Origin of the sequence: Pantoea sp. RG18, from assembly GCF_025910075.1 — a bacterium.
GTDB lineage: Bacteria > Pseudomonadota > Gammaproteobacteria > Enterobacterales > Enterobacteriaceae > Pantoea > Pantoea agglomerans.
Window position 1 is genome coordinate 265,688 of record NZ_JAPCIL010000015.1, and the last position, 21,699, is coordinate 287,386.

Here is a 21,699-nt window from a genome sequence, read left to right on the forward strand (position 1 = left end):
TATGAAAAGCCTCAGCAGCATGAAAGACCACAATCACAATGAAGAAACGAAAGCGCCATGGTGGAAGCGTGTGATGTGGCTGGTGTTTATCTATGCCGCCAGCGTGCTGGCGCTAGGCGTTGTCGCCTCGCTGTTCCGCATGATGATGACAGCGGCCGGAATGCGCAGTCATTAGTTGTCGCAGGCTCCGTCTTACAGCTATCCGGCGCAGTTTTTATCAATAATCAGAAGGCTGACGTAAGTCAGCCTTTTTTAGTTAGTAACCTAAGCAATTAATGCGGAAACGCCCTGAACGGGCGGGCAATGCTTACCCTTTCCTTACACCGATTTGCGATTTTTGTTATCCTTTTGTAACTGAAATCCCAGTCCTAACCCGCGTCGTAAATCGCCATCATGCTCAGTCAGGCCATTAAAAAACAGCACATCAACGATCTGGTCGAGTGGATTGAAGCCAATCTCACCGACGATCTTAATATCGATCAGATTACCCTCAAGTCAGGTTATTCCAAATGGCACATGCAGCGCATGTTTAAGGAGATGACCGGACAGACCCTGGCGGCTTACACCCGTAAACGGCGTCTGACGATGGCCGCTATGGCGCTGCGTCTGACCCGCATGACGCTGATCGATATCGCCGTACGTTTTGGTTTTGATAACCAGCAAAATTTTACCCGGGTATTCAAAGGTCACTTTTCGCTGACGCCTGGTGCGTTTCGCCGTATTCCCCATTTGCCGGTTAAAAACTTCCATGGTCGCATTCTGGTGCGATCGCTGGCAGAGCGTGCAACGCTGGTGGAGCGTGAGGAAGAGCTGCACCTGTGCGGAGAGACGCTGGAGTGGGAGTGTAAGTTTGGCGATTACATTGCCGATCGCGATCACCGGGTGGCCGAACAGGCGCGGCAACTGGTGGCGCTGGCGGGCGGCCGCGTGTCGCAGGGCTGGTTAGGCTTTCAGTATGGCCCCGGCCATAGCTCTGCTGATCAGCAAAATATCAGCCTGCTTCAGGCGCTGGAGCCGCAACATGCCGGGCTGCTGGGTGACAACACCGCCAGCTGGAGCGAGGTTCGTGGACTCTATGCGTCGATCCGCTGGAGCGGCAGCCCGGAGCAGCTGACACGCTTTATCGAGGATATCTACTATCAGCATCTGCCAGCACTGGGTGTGTCACGTCGTCCGGGTAAAGATCTGCTGCGTCTCGATTTTGCGCACTGTAAGCCTGACTGGCTGAGCGGCGTTTTTTCTATTCCGGTGATGCAGGCTTAGCCAGCAGGGCAGGGTATGTGGCTCCCGACCCTGTTAATGCATAATTCGTGCGGTAAACCGTGACAAACCGCACGATTTTATAAAATAACTCGCCGTTCTGGCGTAAAATCCTCTCCCGAAACCCTGCCATGCCTGAATCATCGTGCATCTGTGCCAGGGCTGGAATATTTACCTGCATTTCAGGCCTTTTCTGGTCAAAAAAACAAACGAAGACAACTATGCGACGCTTAATGATTTCACTGATCTTGGCATTGCCTGTCATGGCGATGGCACAACAGGCTGAACCTTTTTCACCTCCTGCCGGACTGCATCCGCACTCTCAGGCCACCCAGCATGAAATTCTGGGTGATGGTGAGCTGCCGGAACACACCAGCAGCAATCCTTCCCTCTCCGGATTCAACGACACACTGTAAGTGGTCACGCGCTGCCAGAATGTGCGGCGCAACATCATGCCCGGCTCGTCAGGAGCCGGACAGTTTCCGCCTTCTCTGCCTGCCCCCATAAACACGCCGCACCTGCTGATTACCTCTCACTGAACGCTCTTATCAGGGCCGCTCTTCGTCTGCACTACGCACACCCGTACAGGCATAAAATATATCTTAAGCCGCTGGATCGCATTTTTCGTTCTTGCAGTGAAGATATATCATAGCTAATCTTGGCACTTCAGATGAGAATGATTGTTATTCCATGATTGTCAGCATGCCCTTGAGTCACGGGCATCCATCCCGTTTCAGGAGAGAAATTTTGCCTGTATCAGCCGATCAGCGTGTACCACAGCGCGTCCGTAATGAATTGCGTTTCCGTCATATTCAGGTCGCGAGTAAAACTAACATTGCCGGTAAATTCTGGCGTATCCGGTTCAGCGGCAGCGATCTGGCGGGCTTTACGTCGCCAGGCTTTGATGACCACATTAAGGTTTTCTTCCCTTCTGCTGAAGGAGCCACACTGGCTCTGCCACAAATCACCGATGCAGGGATTGTCTGGCCCGAAGGGCTGCGTCCGCAGGCGCGTGATTACACACCGCTGGAATTCGATGGTGAATCTTCACTGACCCTCGATTTCTATATTCATGAGCAGGGCGTAGCCAGTGACTGGGCAACTCAGGCGCAGCCTGGCGATCGGTTGATTGTCGGCGGGCCACGCGGCTCGCTGGTGGTGCCGACCGATTACGCATTCCAGCTCTACGTCTGTGATGAAACCGGGCTGCCGGCTTTTGCGCGCCGTCAGCGTGACGCCCGGGCGCAGGCGCTGCATCTCTATGCCTTTACCGATGAAGCGACGGGCCGCGACTATTTATCTGATACGGCTGATGTGACGACAAACTGGCTCGGCAGCGGCCAGATGCAGAAAGCGCAGCTCAGCCAGCTGATTGCCCGGCTGGATCAGATCACTATCCCGACGGAAGATTACTTTGTCTGGCTGACCGGCGAAGGTGAGTTTGTTAAAGCGCTGTGTGACTACTTTACGGTGCAGCGCGGCCTCAACAGTGACTTCGTGCGGGCGGTGGCCTACTGGCACCAGAAGTAAGTCACTAAGGCAATTGAGTTTTGCCAGGCAGCGCACTACCATCAATCCCACTTTTTTCGCAGCAGGGCAGGCCATGAAACAGCATCCGACTTCCACTTCAACTGAGGATCAGACTGCGCGCGCAGGCAGTTGCAGCGGACGGCGCAAGCGACGTGAAAAGATGCTGGAAGCAAGTGAGATTCGCCTGCTGATGCTCCATTTCCTGGCGCAGAATGCTGCGCACGGCTATGAGCTGATCAAGTCTGTCGAGGAGCTGTCAAAGGGAGAGTATTCGCCCAGTCCGGGGATCATTTATCCCAACCTGACGCTGCTGGAAGAGATGGAGGCGATTCAGGTGGTGGATGCGCAGGCAACGCGTAAAGCCTACCGCCTGACGGCATCGGGAGAAGCGCAGCTGGCAGAGAATCGTGAAACGGTCACCAGCCTGATTACACGGCTCTCTACGCTGGCGATTCTGGTCAATAACCGCAGCATTCCTGCTGTTGAGCAGGCGATTCATGGGCTGAAGGTCGCGCTGAACCAGCGGCTTGCGCAGGAAGATATCTCAGAAGCCGCGCTGCAGACGCTGATTAAGGCGCTGCACGACGCGGCAGAAAAAATCACCCTCAGCTAATCGCGGAGTTAGCTGACTTCAGTTTTGTGTTTGTCGATGTGGCCCAGCGTACGATCCGGGAAGCAGATGTCCCGCACACGCTGTTTCAGCGTGGTCGCATCCGGGAAGCCACCATCCCGCTTACGTTCCCACAGCAGATGCTCATCCAGCGTAATCTCAAAGATACCGCCGGTGCCCGGTTTCAGCGTCACCTCCGCCAGATCCTCAGCGAACGTATGCAGAAGTTCCTGTGCCATCCACGCTGACCGCATCAGCCAGTTGCATTGCATACAGTAGTGAATAACAACCACAGGTTTTTGCGCCATAACTCTATTCCTTTACGTGTTGATAAATGCCAATGCATTCGGGTTAACAATTTGTGCGCTGTGGTTTATATCTAAATGTAAATAAGATTGATAATGATTATCAGTTGCATTAAATTCCGGGCGATAATTACTACACCAGCATGATGTTCTGACTTTTCACGGCTTTTATGCGGAGCCGTTTTACTGTTGCCAGCAAGCAAGTGAGCGAATACTAACAATTAATCAGGTAATTCGCGCCTATGTCACCACGTTTTCGGAGATTGACGCAACCGCGTCTGACTCAACTGGCGTTGCTCGCCACCTTCATCAATACCACCTGCACTTATGCTGCGGGCAGTGAATCTGCCACGCTAACCCTTTCTGATCGCTATGGCAGCAGTGCCGAACCGGTAATGACGGTGACAGCACCGGAAATCAAAAAAACGGCAGGCAGTAAAACCTCGCTCTCTGCCAGCGATCTGCAACAGCGTGGTGCCACTGACTTTGGATCGATCATGCGCTATGAACCGCTGATCAGTGCTACCGGTACCCGTGGCGGTTCATCAGCCGGTAAGAGCGGTTTTGATCGGGCCGGTTATACCGGCTACAACATTCGTGGCCTCGAGAGCAACCGCGTCGGTCTGGATGTGGACGGCATTCCGTTGCCGCAGGCCACCGGCCGCAGCTATGTAGGACGCGCAGGTCTCGACAGCTTTGGCATTGGCCGCGATTACATCGATCCTTATATGTTTGGCCGTATTGAGATTGAGAAGGGCGCCACAGCAGTGGAACAGCCGAACACCTCGATTGGCGGCAACGTCTCGTTCCGTAATAAGTCTCCCGACGATTACCTGCTTCCCGGAAAAGCAACCGCATTCAGTTATCAGAGCGACTATGACTCATCCAGTCGCAGCTGGCATAACGGCATCACCGCCGCTGCCGGTGACGATGAACTGCGCGGCATCTTTGTTTACAGCCGCCGTGACGGACAGCAGACCCGTAACAACAGCGATACGCTGGATGCGTATCCCGCTAACTGGCACTCCGACGCCTTTATGACCTCCGGCATCTGGCAGCCCAATGATGCTCACAAGCTCAGCGCGACGGTCGATTACTATCACAAAACCCACCACAGCCATTACGACAGCTGGAGCACTTCAGGCAATACAGTCTGGGGGACGGCACAGCAGCAGAGTGATACCCGCCGCTGGGGCATCAGCCTGGCGGATGAGTACACCCCTTACAATGACCTGATCGACAGCCTGACGGCCCGCGTTTACTGGCAGCAGACCCAGGCGCATGACAACACCCGCATGCCGTCGAGTGCCACTGCCAGGCAAACCGTCTATTCCGACTACAACAGCGACAGCTACGGTTTTGACACCCGCGCGCTTAAAAGCGTCGGGCGACATGAACTGAGTGCCGGGCTGAATGCGCGTCTGTTGGATACTGAACGACCTTTCCGTCAGTCACCGCCAGCCAGTGCTTTTACTGCGATCATGCAGCCGCAGGCTAACAGTCGCAGCTACAGCGTGGGTGGTTATCTGCAGGATACCATCAGCTTCGATGCTGACGGACATCGGGCGGCCATCGTGCCGGGCGCGCGCGTGGCCTATCAGAACACCCGACCGCGTGATGTGGCGACGCTGACCACGAACAGTAGCGTGCTCGACGCCAGCGAAGTTTCAGCGCTCTACGGTTCGCCAAACAGCGACACCCAGGTATTGCCGTCGATCGCCTTCCAGTACGATCTGACACCGAAGCTGATGACTTATCTGCAATATACCCGTGGCGCGCAGTTCCCCAACGATACGCAGCTTTATGGTTCATGGAACCTTGGCTCCAGCTATGCCGGCACCGCGCAGTATGCGCTGATTGGTAATGCAGATCTGAAAACCGAAACCAGCAACAACTACGAGTGGGGTATAAAAGGAGAGGTGGCAAAAGGCGTCACGCTTAACGCTGCCGCTTTTTATAACGACTATAAAAACTTTATTGCCTTTACCCGCTACAGCCGGGCGGCTAATCCGGGTCAGTTCGTCAATGTGCCTGCCAACATTTACACCACCTATCAGGCGGAGAACCGCGATAAAGCCTACATCTACGGGGCTGAAATCAGCAGTAAAGTGAACTTCGGTAGCTGGTTCAGCGAGGTCGAGGGTCTGAGCGCCAATCTGGCGTTTGGTTACACGCAGGGCGCGGCAAAGTCGAGCTACCTTGGTGACCGCTACATCGACCTTGAGAGTGTTGCCCCGATGAAAGCGATCGTCGGACTCGCCTGGGATGATGAGGCGCGCGGCTACGGTGCCGCCGTTACCGCTACCTTTGTCAAAGGTAAGCAAGCCAGTGCGACTAACCGCGAAAGCTTCGCTAACAACGGCAGCAGCCTGGCCGACTCCAGCACCGATTACATGCGGGTGCCGGGTTATGGCATGGTGGATATGACCGCTTACTGGCGTGTCGCGCACAACGTCAGGCTGAGTGGCGGGCTTTACAACATAACCGATCGCAAATACCGGGATTACCTCAGCAGCCGTGAACTGACCAGCGCCACTCAGCAGGAGCGCAACGATCAGGCACTGGCCGTGATGCCGGGCCGTACTTTCCAGTTAGGTGTTAACGTCGATTTTTGATAGCCGTCGCCCTGCGCTGATGCAGGGCACTACTAAGAGAGCCTGAGTCATGAACCCGATTTATCAGCACTATCTTGTCCTTAAAGGTGAACAACCGAAGAAATATGCCCGCGACCTGGCCGCGCTGATCGGTATCAGCGAAGCGGAATTGTGTGAAGCGCGCATCGGCGTTGATGCCGTGGCGCTGAAACGCGATTTTCCGGCGTTGCTGAAGGCACTGGGCGCAGTCGGCGAAACCAAAAACATTACCCGTAACGCTTATGCGGTACATGAACACTTGGGTGAATACCACAATGTACAGATTGGCGCGCATGGTGGCCTGGTGCTTAATCCCCGTGCGCTCGATCTGCGCCTGTTCGTCGGTCAGTGGTGCAGCGCCTTTGCTCTGCAGGAGCCGACCGGGCAGGGCGTTCGTCACAGCATTCAGATTTTTGATCGTCATGGCGATGCGGTGCTGAAAGTTTACGCCACGGAGCAGACCAGCATGGCAGTGTGGCAGACGCTGATCGCCGACTTTACCGACGCCGCGACGACGCCGCTCGTGGTTGAGCCGGTTGCCGCTGCTCCCCTGACGGAGGCGATTGATGCCACCGCCATCGACCGTGAATGGCGCGCCATGACCGATGTTCATCAGTTTTTCGCGTTGCTGAAGCGCCACCAGGTGTCACGACCGCAGGCGTTTCGCGCGGTGGGTGAGGATCTCGCCTGGCAGACCGGCAACGACGCACTTGAGCGCCTGCTACAGATGGCACAGCAGGCGGGCAATGAAATTATGATTTTTGTCGGCAACCGTGGCTGTACTCAGATTTTCACCGGCAGGGTAGAGATGCTGCAGCCAGTGGAAAACTGGCTCAATATCTTCAATCCGCAGTTCACGCTGCATCTGATGGCTGATCAGATCAGCGAAAGCTGGGTAACACGCAAGCCAACGGGTGATGGCTTTGTTACCAGCCTGGAACTGTTCGCTGCCGACGGCACGCAGATCGCCCAGCTCTACGGTCAGCGCACGGAAGGTACGCCAGAGCAGTCACGCTGGCGCGAGCAGATTGGCGCACTCCGCACGCCGGGAGCGGCGGCATGAAAAGAGCGATGCTGTTATGGCTGCTGATGACGCTGCCATCACTGGCGGCGGAGCGGGTGGTGTCGATTGGCGGTGACGTCACTCAGATTATCTATGCGCTGGATGCCCAGTCACAGCTGGTGGCGCGCGACAGCACCAGTCTGCGTCCGGCGCAGGCCGCCCGACTGCCGGACGTGGGTTATATGCGCCAGCTCAACGCCGAAGGCATTCTGGCACTGAAACCGACGCTGGTGATCGCCAGCGCGCAGGCGCAACCGTCGCTGGTGCTGCAACAGATTGCCCGCGCGGGCGTCAGGGTGGTCACGGTCAGCGGCGACAGCAGCCTGCAGGCAATTCCGCAGAAAATTATCACTGTGGGCCAGGCGCTGCAGCGTGAAAGCGAAGCTCAGGCACTGGCGCAGCAAATGACGCAGCAGATTCGCCAGTTGCCGCAGCAACCGCTGCCGGTAAAAGTGCTCTACATCATGGCGAACAGCGGCATGAAGTCGATGGCGGCTGGAAATCAGACTGCGGCCGATGGCGCCATTCGCAGCGCCGGGCTGGAGAATGCTATGGGCCCGGTGCCGCACTATCAGGCACTGTCGCAGGAAGGGGTGATCGCCGCCGCGCCGGATCTGGTGGTAATAGGCGAGGATGGCCTGAAAACCCTGGGCGGCGAAGCGCAGCTGTGGCAGTTACCGGGTCTGGCGCTGACGCCTGCCGGGCAGCAGCATCGTCTGCTGGTGATCGACACCATGGCACTGCTGGGGTTTGGTCTTGATACGCCGCGGGCAATCGTGAAATTGCGTCAGGCGGCGGAATCGCTGAACCATGATTAAGGATAATGCGCTGCGTGGCCTGGTGCTGATGCTGATCTTCCTGCTGGTGGCGATGGTGCTGGCGGCAAATCTGGGGGCGATGTCGCTTTCAGTGCGGGCGCTGTGGCAGGCACCGCTCAGCGATCTTATCTGGCAGATCTGGCTGGATATCCGTCTGCCGCGCGTGCTGCTGGCGGTGGTGATGGGCATGGCGCTGGCAGTCTCTGGCGCAGTGATGCAGGGTGTTTTTCGTAACCCACTGGCCGATCCCGGTCTGCTGGGGATCAGCAGCGGGGCGGGACTGGCGGTGGCGCTGGCAATCATTATTCCGCTGGCGTTGCCGGCACCGCTGGCATTGTGGCTACCGATGATCGCCGCGTTTATCGGCAGTCTGCTGGTTACACTGCTGATCTTCAGTTTCAGTCGGCTGGCGCGCGGCAATCTTTCGCGGCTGTTGCTGGTCGGCATTGCGATTAATGCGTTGTGCGGGGCGGCGGTAGGCGTGCTGTCATGGCTGAGCAACGACCAGCAGCTGCGCCAGCTGTCGCTGTGGGGCATGGGAAGCCTCAGCCAGGCACAGTGGCCTGCACTGCTGATCTGCCTGCTGCTGATTCTGCCAGCCTTGCTGCTGTTACAGACTCGCGCCCGCCACCTTAACCTGCTGCAGGCGGGCGAAGAGGATGCGCACTACATGGGCGTTGATGTGAAGCGTACTCAGCATCAGCTGCTGATCCTCAGTGCGTTGCTGGTCGGTACGGCGGTCTCGGTCAGCGGCGTGATCGGCTTCGTCGGACTGGTGGTGCCACACGTGATGCGTTTTTGCCTTGGCGGCGATCATCGCTGGCTGCTGCCCGGCTCAGCGCTGGCGGGAGCGATTCTGCTGCTGCTGGCCGATACGCTGGCGCGCACTCTGGTGGTTCCGGCCGAGATGCCGGTGGGGCTGCTGACCAGCCTGATTGGTGGTCCGTGGTTTCTCTGGCTGATTCTGCGTCAACAGCGAGGGCTGGAGTGATGGAAATTTTACAGGCCAGGGGATTGTGTCTCGCGCGCGGCGGCAAAACCGTTATTGATAACCTCGACGTCACGCTGTCAGGTGGCGAGCTGGTGGCGCTGATTGGCCCCAACGGCGCAGGTAAGTCGACGCTACTGCGGATGCTGACGGGATTTCTGTCGCCCGATCGGGGCGAGTGCTGGCTGGGCGATCGACGGCTGACGGCATGGCCGCGTGAGCAGCTGGCACGACGCCGCGCAGTGATGCGCCAGCAGAACAACCTGACGTTTGCACAGTCTGCGCAGTCGGTCGTGGCGATGGGCCGTGCGCCCTGGCCGGAGGCGCAGACGTCGCAGATTGTGGCTGAGGTCATGCGGCTGACCGGTTGTGAAGGGCTGGCGCAGCGCGATTACCGCCAGCTCTCTGGCGGTGAACAACAACGGGTTCAGCTGGCACGGGTGCTGGCACAGCTCTGGCATGAGGGAAGACCACGCGGCTGGCTGTTTCTGGATGAGCCGACTTCGGCGCTGGATCTCTTCTGGCAGCAGCAAACCCTGCGTTTACTGCGCCAGCTGACGCGCGCCGGAGATCTCACCGTCTGCACCGTGTTACATGACCTTAATCAGGCCTCCTTATGGGCCGATCGCATACTGCTGCTGCACGCAGGCCGACTGGTGGCACAAGGCTCACCGCAGACGGTGATGACGGAATCGACGCTGACGCGCTGGTACCAGGCCGATCTGCAGGTAGTGGCGCATGCCGGGAGTGGACAGCCGCATATCCAGCTGCGTATTTAGACCGTTTCGCTTTAAAAACATCGCCTTGCGCGGTTTTATTCGCTGATTTTGCGCTATACCTGGAGTTCCGGACAGATTCAAGGAGACCATAATGGCAAAATCATTAGATCAGACCGCTGAGCAACTGGGGAATATTTTACTCTCTTCCGGACTTCATCTGGCGACCGCCGAATCCTGTACCGCCGGGCTGATCAGCATGACGCTGGCCGCGGTGGAAAACAGCGGAGATTTTTATACCAGCGGCTTTGTGACCTACAGCGAAAATGCCAAAATCCGTCTGCTGGGGGTGCGCCCTGACACGCTGAAACAGCATACGGCGGTGAGCGAACAGACGGCGCGGGAGATGGTGCAGGGCGCCTGCGCCCGCTCCGGCGAGCCGGTGGGATTATCCATTACCGGCTATGCCGGACCGGATGGCGGCGAAGATGGTACACCGGCGGGCACCATCTGGTTTGGCTGGGTATTGCCCGACGGCAGAGACGAAGCGGAGTGCCATCAGTTCAGCGGCGATCCGAAATCGGTGATGGAGCAGGGGACACAGTTCGCGCTGGAAGGACTTATAAAACGGCTGCAGCGAGCCGATCGTTAAAGGCGCGAAACGCGCCTTTAAACAGGCTTAGCGGCAGTCGACAATCAGACGACCCTGCACTTTACCATCCAGCAATGCCTGCGCACCTTCTCTGGCTTCACTTAGCGGGATCACCCGGCTCAGCTTACTGAGCCGTTCGCTATCCATCAGCTCACCGAGTCGTTGCCACGCCTGCTGACGAAGCGGCTTCGGACACATCACGCTATCGACACCGGCCAGCGTAACGCCACGCAAAATAAAGGGTGCGACGCTGGCTGGCAGGTCGAGTCCCTGCGCCATACCACAGGCGGCAACCGCGCCGTCGCGCTGGGTGGCGGCCAGCACATTCGCCAGGGTGTGACTGCCTACGCTGTCTATCGCGGCGGCCCAGCGCTCTTTTGCCAGTGGCTTGCCGGGTTGGGAGAGTTCTTCACGGTCAATGACCGATGCCGCGCCCAGCGTATCAATCAGATAGGCATGGTCGCTGGTGCGCCCGCTGGAAGCGATCACCTGATAACCCAGACGCGCCAGCAGGCTGACGCTATAGCTGCCGACGCCGCCACTGGCACCGGTGACCAGTACCGGTCCCTGATCAGGTGTGATGCCCTGTTTTTCCAGCGCCATCACGCAGAGCATTGCGGTCAGTCCCGCCGTACCGATTGCCATGGTTTGCAGCGGACTCAGCGTGGCGGGCGGGCGCACCAGCCAGTCACCACTGACGCTGGCTTTCTGTGCCAGGCCGCCCCACTGTTTTTCGCCCACGCCCCAGCCCGTCAGCAGTGCCACATCATCCTCTTTCCAGTCGGAATGGCGGCTGGCCGTCACCCGGCCAACAAAATCGATACCTGGCACCATCGGGAAGTGGCGCACAATCGGGCCTTTGTTACAGATAGCCAGGGCATCTTTGTAGTTCAGGGATGAGTAGCTGACGTCGAGCGTGACATCGTGGTCGGGCAGTTGAGATTCGGGGAGATCTTTCAGCAGGGAACGGTAACCTTGTTCGTCATTTTCAATGACCAGTGCCTTGAACATGCAGCCTCCGGCAGAGTGGGAAAGAGAAGATCAGTTTACGCCTGGCAGATGCAATGCGGTAGGGCAATGGTCGCGTCTGCAGGCAATGGAGACAACACGAGCGGAAAAGCACGCTGACAGCGGCAGTGAGTTAAGTGCATAAATCTGCATATAATTCAGATAATTAGTCGCATTATGAATTTTTCATGATAAATAGACTATAAAAATCATATTGTTACATGCTAAGGATGTGACTGAATAATTACCTGGTTCGGGTTGTCCATGCCTGAAAAAGATGACATTATGACCGCCACTTTTTGACCCTGCTTCTTTGCCACAGAGGACGTCGCCATGTCCGGTTCACCGCGCATCCGCCCGGATTACCGTTCGCTTTTTCCGGCGCTCACCGGGTTATCCTCTTTTCCGATATCTCCGTTATTCACCATGCGGTGAGGCCAGCCAGGCAGCGGCTATGGATCTGCTCTCCACGGGCTGCGTAACGCCTTCTGACTGTTAAGTATTCGCCGGGGCACTGTCCCCTTAATTGTGCCTCTGGCACTTCCTCCCTGACGTTAGGGATTCTGTTATGACTCCACTGAAAATTGCTGCCAGCGCCGCTGTGGCGCCCAGCCTGACCCTGAACACTGCGCGAGACGTGGTGACGCTGGATAACACCGATTTCACCGATGTGGCGGCGGTTGTCGTCTCGCTGGCGGATACCCGTAGCGGCGTGCTGGCGCTGCTGCGTCATACCGGCTTTAATCTGCCAGTGTTTGTCGCTAACGCGTTTGAAGAAGAGGTGATGCACCTGCCCGGCGTCAGCGGTGAGCTGAATGGCGATCCGCAGGAGTGGATCGCGCTGGAAGCGGCTGCGCAGGCGTATGAAGCGGCGCTGCTGCCCCCTTTCTTCGAGACGCTGACCCGCTATGTCGATATGCAGAACAGCACCTTTGCCTGTCCCGGCCATCAGGGCGGTGCTTTCTTTAAAAAGCATCCGGCGGGCAAACAGTTTTATGACTTCTACGGCGAGAATGTTTTCCGCTCTGATATGTGCAATGCCGACGTCAAACTGGGCGATCTGCTGATCCACGAAGGCTCGGCTAAAGATGCGCAGAAGTATGCGGCAAAAGTGTTTAACGCCGATAAAACCTACTTTGTGCTCAACGGCACCTCAAGTGCCAATAAAGTGGTGACCAATGCGCTGCTGACGCGTGGCGATCTGGTGCTGTTTGACCGCAACAATCACAAGTCGAACCATCATGGCGCGCTGATTCAGGCGGGCGCGACCCCGGTTTATCTTGAAGCGACGCGCAATCCTTTCGGCTTTATTGGCGGCATTGACGCACACTGCTTCGATGAGGCTTATCTGCGCGAGCAGATCGCGGCCGTGGCTCCGCAGCGCGCGGCTGAAGAGCGGCCTTTCCGTCTGGCGATCATCCAGCTGGGCACCTACGACGGCACGGTCTACAACGCGCGTCAGGTGGTGGATCGCATCGGCCATCTGTGTGATTACATCCTGTTTGATTCCGCGTGGCTGGGCTATGAGCAGTTCATTCCACTGATGGAAGGCTGTTCGCCGCTGACCCTGCAACTGAATGAGAACGATCCCGGCATTTTTGTCACGCAGTCAGTGCATAAGCAGCTGGCAGGTTTTTCGCAGACTTCGCAGATCCATAAAAAAGATAATCATATTCGCGGACAGCGCCGCTTCTGCCCGCATAAGCGACTGAATAACGCCTTTATGCTGCACGCATCAACCAGTCCGTTTTATCCGCTGTTTGCCGCGCTGGATATCAACGCCAGAATGCATCAGGGCGAAGCGGGGCGTCGCATGTGGGATGAGTGCGTCACGCTGGGTATTGAGGCGCGTAAAGCGATCCTGGATCGCTGTGAGATGATCCTGCCGTTTGTACCGGAGACGGTGGATGGTCAGCGCTGGCAGGATGCGCCCACTGAGACGATCGCCCGCGATCTGCGCTACTTCAGCTTTGAACCGCAGGCGAAGTGGCACGGTTTCGCGGGTTATGCGCGCGATCAGTATCGGGTGGATCCCTGCAAGCTGTTGCTGACCACGCCGGGGATTGATGCGGCCAGCGGTGAGTATAGTGATTTCGGGATTCCGGCGACCATTCTGGCGAACTATCTGCGCGAAAACGGCATTGTGCCGGAGAAGTGCGATCTCAACTCAATCCTGTTCCTGCTGACCCCGGCAGAGAGTCCGGAGAAGATGGCGAATCTGGTGGCGATGCTGGCGCAGTTCGAACAGCACGTCAAAGAGGATGCGCCGCTGGCCGAAGTGCTGCCGACCATTTACCGCAAAAATGCCGAACGCTATGCCGGGTATACCCTGCGTCGCCTCTGTCAGGAGATGCACGACCTTTACGTCAGTCACAACGTCAAGGATCTGCAGCGCCTGATGTTCCGCGCCGCGGAGTTCCCGCCGGTCAGGGTGAATCCGCAGGATGCGCATCAGGCTTATATTCGCGGCGAAGTGGAGCTGGTGCCGATAGCCGAAGCGCAAGGCCGGGTTGCCGCGGAAGGTGCACTGCCTTATCCACCGGGTGTGCTGTGCGTAGTCCCGGGGGAAGTCTGGGGCGGCGCGGTGCAGCGTTACTTCCTGGCGCTGGAAGAGGGGCTTAATCTGCTGCCTGGCTTCTCACCAGAGCTGCAGGGCGTTTACACCGAAGAGGATGACCAGGGACGGAAGTATCTGGTGGCCAATATGATAGTGGGGCGCTGAACTGAGCGTGGGCAGAGGCGGGTAGCGGCCCGCCTGCCTTTTTGTTCGCTGCGCGAACGGGGCTGAGAAGGTTTCGCCTGGCGGCGGTGTACGCTTTGCAGCGAGCTGGCACTTAATGGGTTTTCGCCCGGCAGGCCCTGTTCGCTGCGCGAACGGGCTATGAGAGATTTTCGTTCGCTTAGCAGCGTGCTAACACTGAGCGGGTTCCGCCCGCCAGACGATGGGGAGTTTCAGGTTGCCTGAGCAGGCGGACGCGTCAAGGGGCGGACGCCCGCCCCTTAACAATCCCGGCGTCCGGCTGCCTCCGCGCCCCGCGTAGCGGGGTACCTTCGTCACGCCCTGCGGCCGACGGACCGTCCGGACTCGCCATCCCTGGCTCGTGCCGTCCTTTCGCCGACGTCCTGTCGGCTCATCCTGGCCTGCGGTTGTTCCTCAGCGCTTCGGACGCCTCTGGGAAACCCCCGCCTGTGATTTCTTTATGTTTTCTTTGGTGCACAGTTGCCTGGTGGTCTGAAAGCCAGTCTCAATTCCTGAAGTTCACCGCAACAATCTTAGTTACCTGAAAACGAGATAACAGCGGGTAGGGTTGAATGCCATTCTGTGTGCTGAGCCGAAAGTCAGAGGCAATCCCAAATTCACAGCGACAGCGAACCCAATATAAGAAGAAAAGATAACAGCGAGGGGGTGGGGAGGCCGTCAGAACCGCTGAGCGGATGAGGGATTTCAGGACGAGCGACAGGGATGTCGCGAAGAGGCGGGTTCGCGCCAGGGATGGCGCGTCCCGCTGGTCCGTGAGAAATCCTGAAGAGGCGAAGGAACCGCGAAGCGGCGGTGAAGCAGGCCGGAGCCCGGGGTCAAGGGGGCGCGGCGACTGGCGCCCCCTTGTCGGTCGCCTGCAGAGGCGAATCTGAAACTGCCCGGCTTACCAGGCGAACGAAACCTTCTCATAGCCTGTTCGCGCAGCGAGCAATCCCAGCTTCAGCGTTGCACTCCTGATCGCCTGGCGGGCGGAACCCGCTCAGTGCATACCCGCGGCTAAGCGAACGAAACCTTCTCATAGCCTGTTCGCGCAGCGAACAATCCCAGCTTCAGGCGCTGCACCCAAGCCCGTTCGCGCAGCGAACACTCCCCCGCTTTAGCGCTGAGCCCATCAGAATCCCCGATAACTCTTCTGCGCGGTACTCACCTTATAAAGATAACGACGCGACTCCGCCGACGGATGCTGGTTCGCCAGTGTCTGGTAAACCTTGCTCGGTGACATGCCGTTAATCATCGAAAACGCCCGGTCTTTATCGCTGGAGAAGACGCGCAGCACGCTGCCTGCGCCGCCGTTATAGGCGGTGATCACCGCATAACGACGTGACACCGGATCCTGAATGCCGCCCAGATAGCTACGCTGCAACAGCGACAGATAAGCGGTACCCGCATCAATATTGTTCTCCGGATCCAGCAGATAGCTGCGGCTCGGCTTGCCCCATTTACCCTTCATGCGGAACACGTCAACACCGGCAGTATGCTGCACCACCTGCATCAGACCCAGCGCATCAGAATGGCTCACGGCGTAGGGGTTAAAGCTCGACTCGGTCTGCATAATCGCCAGAATCAACGAGGCATCGACACCATACTGATCGGCGGCTTTACGCACCATCGGCAGGTATTTGTGCGCACGCTTATCCAGGTGGTTCGGCACCATCGGAATCGAAATGGTGTAAATCACATGCAGACCCGAGGTGCGGCGCTGCAATTTATTCTGAATCAGATAGTCAGCAAAGGCTTCCGCGCGACCCTGCCAGCGAATCGGCTGACCGGTATTATCCAGCACCTGCCCATACAGCAACGGCTCTTTACTGATTTCAATATCGTTGGCGTCAGAGTAGAGATCGACATTACCCGGATCTTCGCCAATCAACAGGGTGGTCACGATTGCCTGACGCAGGCTGGCCATAGGATCGGTGCCAGAAATCGTCTCGATGGTCAGCTTACCGCTTTCAAAGTTAATGTGGCTGCGGGTGTAATAGTTGTCGCTATATTTGACGTAATCTTTGGGTCCGGCGATCAGGACCTCATTGATACCCCAGATATTCTCAATATTATGAGCAAACTGCCCCATCAGAATATCAAAGGCGTTGGTATCTTTTACCCACTCCTCGTGGGACTGCTGTTTCTTTGACCCGGAACAGGAAACCAAAAGTGGTGCTATCACCAGCAGGGCGATTAATTTTTTATTCATTGGGAATGCAAGCCTGACCTGGATAACCGGCCTCAGCGATGAGGCCCGGAATGTTTACGCTTCTGGCGGTGTATAGCCTTCGATATGAACGTCTTTACCTTCGAACAGGAAATTGATCATCTCCTTCTCCAGCACTTTACGATCTTCGGGATTCATCATGTTGAGCTTCTTCTCGTTGATCAACATGGTCTGTTTCGCCATCCACTTCTGCCAGGCTTCTTTAGAAATGTCGTTGTAAATGCGCTTACCCAGATCGCCCGGGTAGAGCTGAAAATCCTGTCCTTCCGCGTCGCGCTGTAAAAAAGTACAAAAAATAGTGCGGCTCATTATTCTTCCTCATTAATCTCACAACTGTTCAAAGCCAGTTGTCGGGGATGGCGCAGCTCGTGTAACAGGCGCTCAACGGGTGCGGCTAATCCCACAGATGGTGGCAGCGCTAAGTTATACCAGAGACCGCCTGCTTCATCCATCGCCGCCCCGACAGAAGGCCACGTCAGCCACATTGGCACGATATCGAGATGGAAATGGCTGAAGGTGTGACGAAACGCAGTAAGCTGCTGCGGTTTTGCATGGATGCCGCGGGCCGCCAGCCAGTCGGTCAGTGCCGCTTCCGTAGTGAACTGCGGGAAGCAGAACAGGCCGCCCCACAAGCCCACAGGCGGGCGCTGCTCCAGCCAGACATCATCACCATCCTGCATCATCAGGAACCAGCCGCTGCGCTCTGGCAGCACCTGCTTAGGCTTCTTACCGGGATAGCTCGCCCAGCTGCTGCTGGCATACGCCTCACAACCGCTGTTCAGCGGGCAGATTTCGCACTTCGGCTTCGATCGGGTACAGACGATAGCGCCCAGATCCATCATCGCCTGATTAAACTGGCTGACGCCCTCGGCGGGTGTGACCTCTTCGCTGATCTGCCAGAGCCGCTTTTCGACCTCTTTCTTACCCGGCCAGCCGCTGACGGCATAGCAGCGGGCCAGCACGCGCTTGACGTTGCCATCCAGAATCGGGAAATGCTGCCCCAGTGACAGCGACAGGATCGCGCCCGCCGTGGAGCGGCCTACGCCGGGCAGGGCAGAGACATCATCGAAATTACGCGGGAACTCGCCCTGATGAACCTCGACAATCTGCTTTGCGGCTTTATGCAGATTACGCGCACGGGCGTAGTAGCCGAGGCCGGTCCAGAGATGTAACACCTCATCCAGCGGAGCCGCAGCCAGATCGGTAACCGTGGGGAAGCGCGCCATAAAGCGTTCAAAATAGGGAATAACCGTGGCAACCTGGGTTTGCTGCAGCATCACTTCGGAGAGCCACACCTTATAAGGCGTTTTCTCCAGCTGCCACGGCAGGGTTTTGCGACCAAAGCGCTGATACCAGTCCAGCACCTGTTGCGCGAACTGCGGCGCTTGCATCATAAGAAGGAAATTTTCCGTGTTTACTCTACACTCAGGCAGGAATTCCAGCACATGCGCACCTGGGTGTAAACCGGAAGATTGCAAAGGCTTGCTTCTGCTTATGAACTTTGCATAATGCCCGTTTCCCGGAACAGGCTAACCAGCAGGCTTTTACATGATTAATGACGTCATCACCCCAGAATTTGATGAGAACGGGCGGCCATTACGCCGGATCCGCAGCTTTGTGCGCCGCCAGGGCCGCTTAACCAAAGGCCAGCAGCAGGCGCTGGACACCCTGTGGCCGGTCATGGGGGTGGAATATCAGCCGGAGCCTGTCGATCTGCCTGCGCTGTTTGGCCGCGAAGCCCCGGTGACGCTGGAAATTGGCTTTGGCATGGGCGCTTCGCTGGTAACGATGGCGCAGAACACGCCGCATCAGAACTTCCTGGGTATTGAAGTGCATGCGCCGGGCGTGGGTGCCTGTCTGGCCGCCGCCAAAGAAGCCGATGTGCAGAACCTTCGGGTGATGTGCCATGACGCGGTGGAAGTGCTGGAGAAGATGATTCCGGATAACTCGCTGCGCATGGTTCAGCTCTTCTTCCCCGATCCGTGGCATAAAGCGCGTCACAATAAACGCCGTATTGTCCAGGTGCCTTTTGCCGAGCTGGTGATGCGTAAACTGAAGCTGGGCGGCGTTTTCCACATGGCGACCGACTGGGAAGCCTACGCGGAGCATATGCTGGAAGTGATGAACAGCATCGATGGTTACCGCAACCAGTCAGAACAACAGAATTATGTGCCGCGTCCTGAGACGCGTCCACTGACCAAGTTTGAGCAGCGCGGGCAGCGTTTAGGCCACGGCGTATGGGATTTAATGTTTGAGAGGGTGAAATAATGGCCACACAACGCAGCCGCCGTTTACGTAAAAAACTGCACATTGATGAGTTTCAGGAACTGGGCTTCTCGGTTGCCTGGCGCTTCCCGGAAGGCACCAGCGAAAGCGAAATTGATGAGACGCTGAACCAGTTCATCAATGAAGCGATCGACCCTAACGGCCTGGCCTTCGATGGCAGCGGTTACCTGGTGTGGGAAGGTCTGGTTTGCCTGCAGAAAACCGGCAAATGCACCGATGAGCATCGTGCTCTGGTTCGTAAATGGCTGGAAGATCGCAAGCTGCAGGACGTTCAGATGACTGAACTCTTTGACGTCTGGTGGGACTAAGTCGTCACACAGTGTCGGGCTGAGGCCCGATCAAAGGGTTTCAGACCCGATCTTAGGGAGTAGATATGATGCGTAAAGCGCTTCTTGCTGTGCTGCTGGTGGCAGCAACCCAGGCTCAGGCAGCCTATGAATGCAGCGTTAAGCCGCAGGACGATGTGGTGATTAAGCCGCAGAGCGTGCAGGTGGTCGGTGCCAACGGCAATATGGAAATCTCGCCGCAGGGCGACGTGCAGTTCAATGGACAGAAGGTCACGCTCGATACGGCCGGACGCCAGAAAGCGATCGACTATCAGAACGCGCTGCGTCGCGATCTGCCGTGGATCGACAGCGGGGCGACATCACGTCTGGAGAAAGGGCGTGCGGCACTGGATCAGGTCATCGTTGAAAAACTGGGCACCGACAGCAACGTGCGTAATCGCCTGACCACGCTGAATGGTCAGCTGAAGCAGCAGATGAACCGCATCATTGAACACCGTGAAGATGGGCTGACGTTCCACCATCAGGCGATTGATCAGGTTCGCGCCGAAGGTGAAAGGCTGGTGCAGTCGACGCTGGGCGGCGTGATGCAGGATAGCCTGAACGAGATGGGCAGTAAGCAGGGCAGCGGCGGCAGTAATCCGCTGCAGGCGATTATGGGTAATCTGGGCGGTTTGCAGCAGTCGATTCAGGCTGAGTGGAGCAAGCAGGAGCAGGATTTCCAGAACTTCGGTCACGAGGTGTGTAATCGCGTTATTTCGCTGGAAGATCAGCGTAAACAGCTTACCGGCGCACTGAAAAAATAGGTCAACGCCTCAGCCTGTCGGGCTGAGGCGCTTTTGTTACTCTTCCGCTAAGAACAGCTCCAGCAGCGAATTCAGGAATAGCTTCCCTTTCTCCGTAATCTGCCACTGCTCCGCGGTTTCAGTCACGTAACCAGCGGCAATCGCGGCATCCATCTGCGGACGGATCACCTGCTCTGATAAACCGGTATAGCGGCTGAACTCGTCACGCGGCGCGGCTTCCAGCAGGCGAAAGCGGTTCATGAAATATTCAAACGGCTTGTCGCTATCGGCAACGTCATACTGCTTTTCGCGGTAGTTCCCCTGCATAAATCCACGCGGATGACGGGTTTTCACCGTGCGGACTATGCGGCCATCCGGTTGCGTCAGCTTACCGTGTGCGCCACACCCAATCCCCAGATAGTCGCCAAAGCGCCAGTAGTTGAGGTTGTGCTCACAGCGATAACCCGGCTTCGCGTAGGCAGAGGTCTCATACTGCTGATAACCGGCAGCCTGCAACAGCTGATCGCCCTGTTCGAAAATATCCCATAGCGCATCATCATCCGGCAGCACCGGCGGGCGTGAGCCAAACAGGGTGTTGGGTTCAATCGTGAGCTGATACCAGGAGAGATGCGGCGGATTAAGCGCAATCGCCTGACGTAAATCATCGAGCGCCTCTTCCAGCGACTGATCGGGCAGGCCATGCATCAGGTCAAGGTTAAAACTGCGCAGCGAGAGCGACTCGGCCAGTTCAGCGGCGCGGACCGCCTCTTCCGGGCCGTGAATGCGGCCAAGACGCTGCAGCTTTTGCGGACTGAAGCTCTGTACGCCAATCGAAATACGGTTGATACCGGCGCGCTGATAGGCGCTGAACCGGTCCGCTTCCACGGTGCCCGGATTGGCTTCCATGGTCACTTCCGCATCGGGCGAGAGCGTCAGACGATCCCGCACGCCATCCATCAGCATCTGCATCGCGCTGCTGCTCAGCAGGCTGGGCGTGCCGCCACCGATGAAGATCGTGCGCACTTCCCGGCCATTGATCAGCGGTAAATCGATCTCCAGATCGCGCAGCAGGTGCTGCACGTATTCAACGTGCGGCACCTCATCTTTCAGCGCGTGGGAGTTAAAATCACAGTAGGGACATTTCTGTACGCACCACGGAATGTGGATATAGAGACTTAACGGCGGCAGATTAGGCATTACGCATCGCTTCCAGCAACAGCGTCAATGCTTTACCCCGGTGAGAAACTGCACCTTTTTCCGCTTTACTCAGTTCGGCCGCGGTTTTACCCAGTGCCGGGACAAAGAAAATCGGGTCGTAACCAAAACCACCGGCACCAGCGGCGGCGCGGGTGATCTCACCCTGCCAGCTGCCATGGAACACCAGCGGGGTCGGATCTTCCGCATGACGCAGATAGACCAGCACGCAGTGAAATTGTGCCTTGCGCTGACCGTCCGGCACGTTTTCCAGCGCCTGCAGCAGCTTCTCCAGGTTCTGTTGATCGCTGGCCTCTTCACCGGCGTAGCGCGCCGAGTAGATGCCGGGCGCGCCGCCCAGCGCATCCACGGCCAGGCCGGAATCATCGGCAATGGCCGGTAATCCGGTGATCTGTGCCGCGTGACGCGCCTTGAGAATCGCGTTCTCAATAAAGGTCAGGCCGGTCTCTTCCGCCGATTCAACACCAAGGTCGGTCTGTGCGACGATATCCAGACCAAAGGCGGAGAGTAACTCCGCCAGTTCACGCACTTTGCCGGGATTGCCGGTTGCGAGGACAACTTTTTGCATAACAGTTC

At 57.3% G+C, this 21,699-nt stretch carries 22 protein-coding genes; 15 read left to right on the forward strand and 7 right to left on the reverse strand.

Annotated features, from left to right (window positions below; all coding sequences use genetic code 11):
* The first annotated feature begins 1 nt into the window (after position 1).
* From OK409_RS17520 to OK409_RS17540, 5 genes are all read left to right on the forward strand, one after another.
* Entirely contained in the window at positions 2–175 is a 174-nt protein-coding gene (locus OK409_RS17520) for a DUF2474 domain-containing protein (protein ID WP_010671086.1), read from the forward strand.
* A 218-nt stretch (positions 176–393) separates the two neighbouring features.
* Positions 394–1,263 carry a helix-turn-helix domain-containing protein gene (locus tag OK409_RS17525; protein WP_264367281.1) on the forward strand — a complete coding sequence of 290 codons (870 nt, stop codon included), beginning with the start codon at positions 394–396 and terminating at the stop codon, positions 1,261–1,263.
* 230 nt (positions 1,264–1,493) lie between these two features.
* Complete coding sequence (locus tag OK409_RS17530) at positions 1,494–1,676, forward strand: hypothetical protein (protein ID WP_244637887.1); 183 nt, start codon at positions 1,494–1,496, stop codon at positions 1,674–1,676.
* A 331-nt stretch (positions 1,677–2,007) separates the two neighbouring features.
* Positions 2,008–2,790, forward strand: coding sequence for a siderophore-interacting protein (locus tag OK409_RS17535; RefSeq protein ID WP_022623856.1), 783 nt, complete (start codon positions 2,008–2,010; stop codon positions 2,788–2,790).
* 73 nt (positions 2,791–2,863) lie between these two features.
* Positions 2,864–3,403 (forward strand): PadR family transcriptional regulator, encoded by a 540-nt coding sequence (locus OK409_RS17540; protein ID WP_264367282.1) that lies wholly within the window; start codon positions 2,864–2,866, stop codon positions 3,401–3,403.
* Positions 3,404–3,411: 8 nt separating this feature from the next.
* On the opposite strand, the gene OK409_RS17545 is transcribed toward OK409_RS17540, so the two are convergent.
* Positions 3,412–3,708, reverse strand: coding sequence for a SelT/SelW/SelH family protein (locus tag OK409_RS17545; protein WP_010248912.1), 297 nt, complete (start codon positions 3,706–3,708; stop codon positions 3,412–3,414).
* 239 nt (positions 3,709–3,947) lie between these two features.
* Between OK409_RS17545 and OK409_RS17550 the strand changes: the two genes are divergently transcribed.
* The 6 genes from OK409_RS17550 (at position 3,948) to OK409_RS17575 (ending at position 10,575) form a co-directional block, all read left to right on the forward strand.
* Positions 3,948–6,320, forward strand: a complete 2,373-nt coding sequence (locus OK409_RS17550) for a TonB-dependent receptor domain-containing protein (RefSeq protein WP_264367283.1) — start codon at positions 3,948–3,950, stop codon at positions 6,318–6,320.
* Positions 6,321–6,369: 49 nt separating this feature from the next.
* Positions 6,370–7,401 (forward strand): hemin-degrading factor, encoded by a 1,032-nt coding sequence (locus OK409_RS17555; RefSeq protein ID WP_264367284.1) that lies wholly within the window; start codon positions 6,370–6,372, stop codon positions 7,399–7,401.
* On the forward strand, positions 7,398–8,219 hold the full coding sequence (locus OK409_RS17560) for a heme/hemin ABC transporter substrate-binding protein (RefSeq protein ID WP_111534617.1): 822 nt from the start codon (positions 7,398–7,400) through the stop codon (positions 8,217–8,219). Before OK409_RS17555 ends, OK409_RS17560 begins: the two co-directional genes overlap by 4 nt.
* A complete protein-coding gene (locus OK409_RS17565) occupies positions 8,212–9,210 on the forward strand; it encodes a FecCD family ABC transporter permease (protein ID WP_010671078.1) in 999 nt (332 codons plus the stop codon). Before OK409_RS17560 ends, OK409_RS17565 begins: the two co-directional genes overlap by 8 nt.
* On the forward strand, positions 9,210–9,986 hold the full coding sequence (locus tag OK409_RS17570; RefSeq protein WP_031594228.1) for a heme ABC transporter ATP-binding protein: 777 nt from the start codon (positions 9,210–9,212) through the stop codon (positions 9,984–9,986). Before OK409_RS17565 ends, OK409_RS17570 begins: the two co-directional genes overlap by 1 nt.
* Before the next feature lie 91 nt (positions 9,987–10,077).
* Positions 10,078–10,575, forward strand: a complete 498-nt coding sequence (locus OK409_RS17575; protein ID WP_010671076.1) for a CinA family protein — start codon at positions 10,078–10,080, stop codon at positions 10,573–10,575.
* Positions 10,576–10,602: 27 nt separating this feature from the next.
* Here the strand turns inward: OK409_RS17575 and OK409_RS17580 are convergent, their stop codons facing one another.
* Positions 10,603–11,586: an MDR family oxidoreductase gene (locus tag OK409_RS17580; protein ID WP_033780713.1), complete on the reverse strand. Its 984-nt coding sequence runs from the start codon at positions 11,584–11,586 to the stop codon at positions 10,603–10,605.
* Positions 11,587–12,151: 565 nt separating this feature from the next.
* Between OK409_RS17580 and OK409_RS17585 the strand changes: the two genes are divergently transcribed.
* On the forward strand, positions 12,152–14,305 hold the full coding sequence (locus OK409_RS17585) for an ornithine decarboxylase (RefSeq protein WP_022623848.1): 2,154 nt from the start codon (positions 12,152–12,154) through the stop codon (positions 14,303–14,305).
* A 1,150-nt stretch (positions 14,306–15,455) separates the two neighbouring features.
* Here the strand turns inward: OK409_RS17585 and mltC are convergent.
* Genes mltC through mutY form a run of 3 tightly spaced genes read right to left on the reverse strand, consistent with a single transcriptional unit; the run spans position 15,456 to position 17,947 of the window.
* Entirely contained in the window at positions 15,456–16,535 is a 1,080-nt protein-coding gene (mltC, locus tag OK409_RS17590) for a membrane-bound lytic murein transglycosylase MltC (RefSeq protein ID WP_033758737.1), read from the reverse strand.
* 54 nt (positions 16,536–16,589) lie between these two features.
* Positions 16,590–16,862, reverse strand: coding sequence for an oxidative damage protection protein (locus tag OK409_RS17595; RefSeq protein ID WP_003853409.1), 273 nt, complete (start codon positions 16,860–16,862; stop codon positions 16,590–16,592).
* Positions 16,862–17,947 carry an A/G-specific adenine glycosylase gene (gene mutY / locus OK409_RS17600; protein WP_033769896.1) on the reverse strand — a complete coding sequence of 362 codons (1,086 nt, stop codon included), beginning with the start codon at positions 17,945–17,947 and terminating at the stop codon, positions 16,862–16,864. Before mutY ends, OK409_RS17595 begins: the two co-directional genes overlap by 1 nt.
* A 154-nt stretch (positions 17,948–18,101) precedes the next feature.
* Here mutY and trmB point away from each other — a divergent pair, with 154 nt between their 5' ends.
* From trmB to OK409_RS17615, 3 genes are all read left to right on the forward strand, one after another.
* Positions 18,102–18,821: a tRNA (guanosine(46)-N7)-methyltransferase TrmB gene (trmB, locus tag OK409_RS17605; RefSeq protein ID WP_010248887.1), complete on the forward strand. Its 720-nt coding sequence runs from the start codon at positions 18,102–18,104 to the stop codon at positions 18,819–18,821.
* Positions 18,821–19,147: a YggL family protein gene (locus OK409_RS17610; RefSeq protein WP_003853403.1), complete on the forward strand. Its 327-nt coding sequence runs from the start codon at positions 18,821–18,823 to the stop codon at positions 19,145–19,147. The genes trmB and OK409_RS17610 overlap by 1 nt, the downstream gene beginning before the upstream one ends.
* Positions 19,148–19,212: 65 nt before the next feature.
* The gene (locus tag OK409_RS17615; RefSeq protein WP_010248885.1) at positions 19,213–19,929 is read left to right on the forward strand and encodes a DUF2884 domain-containing protein; all 717 of its coding nucleotides are present in this window, start codon (positions 19,213–19,215) and stop codon (positions 19,927–19,929) included.
* 36 nt (positions 19,930–19,965) lie between these two features.
* Here OK409_RS17615 and hemW read toward each other — a convergent pair whose 3' ends face one another.
* Entirely contained in the window at positions 19,966–21,105 is a 1,140-nt protein-coding gene (hemW, locus tag OK409_RS17620) for a radical SAM family heme chaperone HemW (RefSeq protein WP_033769897.1), read from the reverse strand.
* On the reverse strand, positions 21,098–21,691 hold the full coding sequence (locus tag OK409_RS17625) for an XTP/dITP diphosphatase (protein ID WP_264367285.1): 594 nt from the start codon (positions 21,689–21,691) through the stop codon (positions 21,098–21,100). The genes hemW and OK409_RS17625 overlap by 8 nt, the downstream gene beginning before the upstream one ends.
* Positions 21,692–21,699 lie beyond the last annotated feature (8 nt).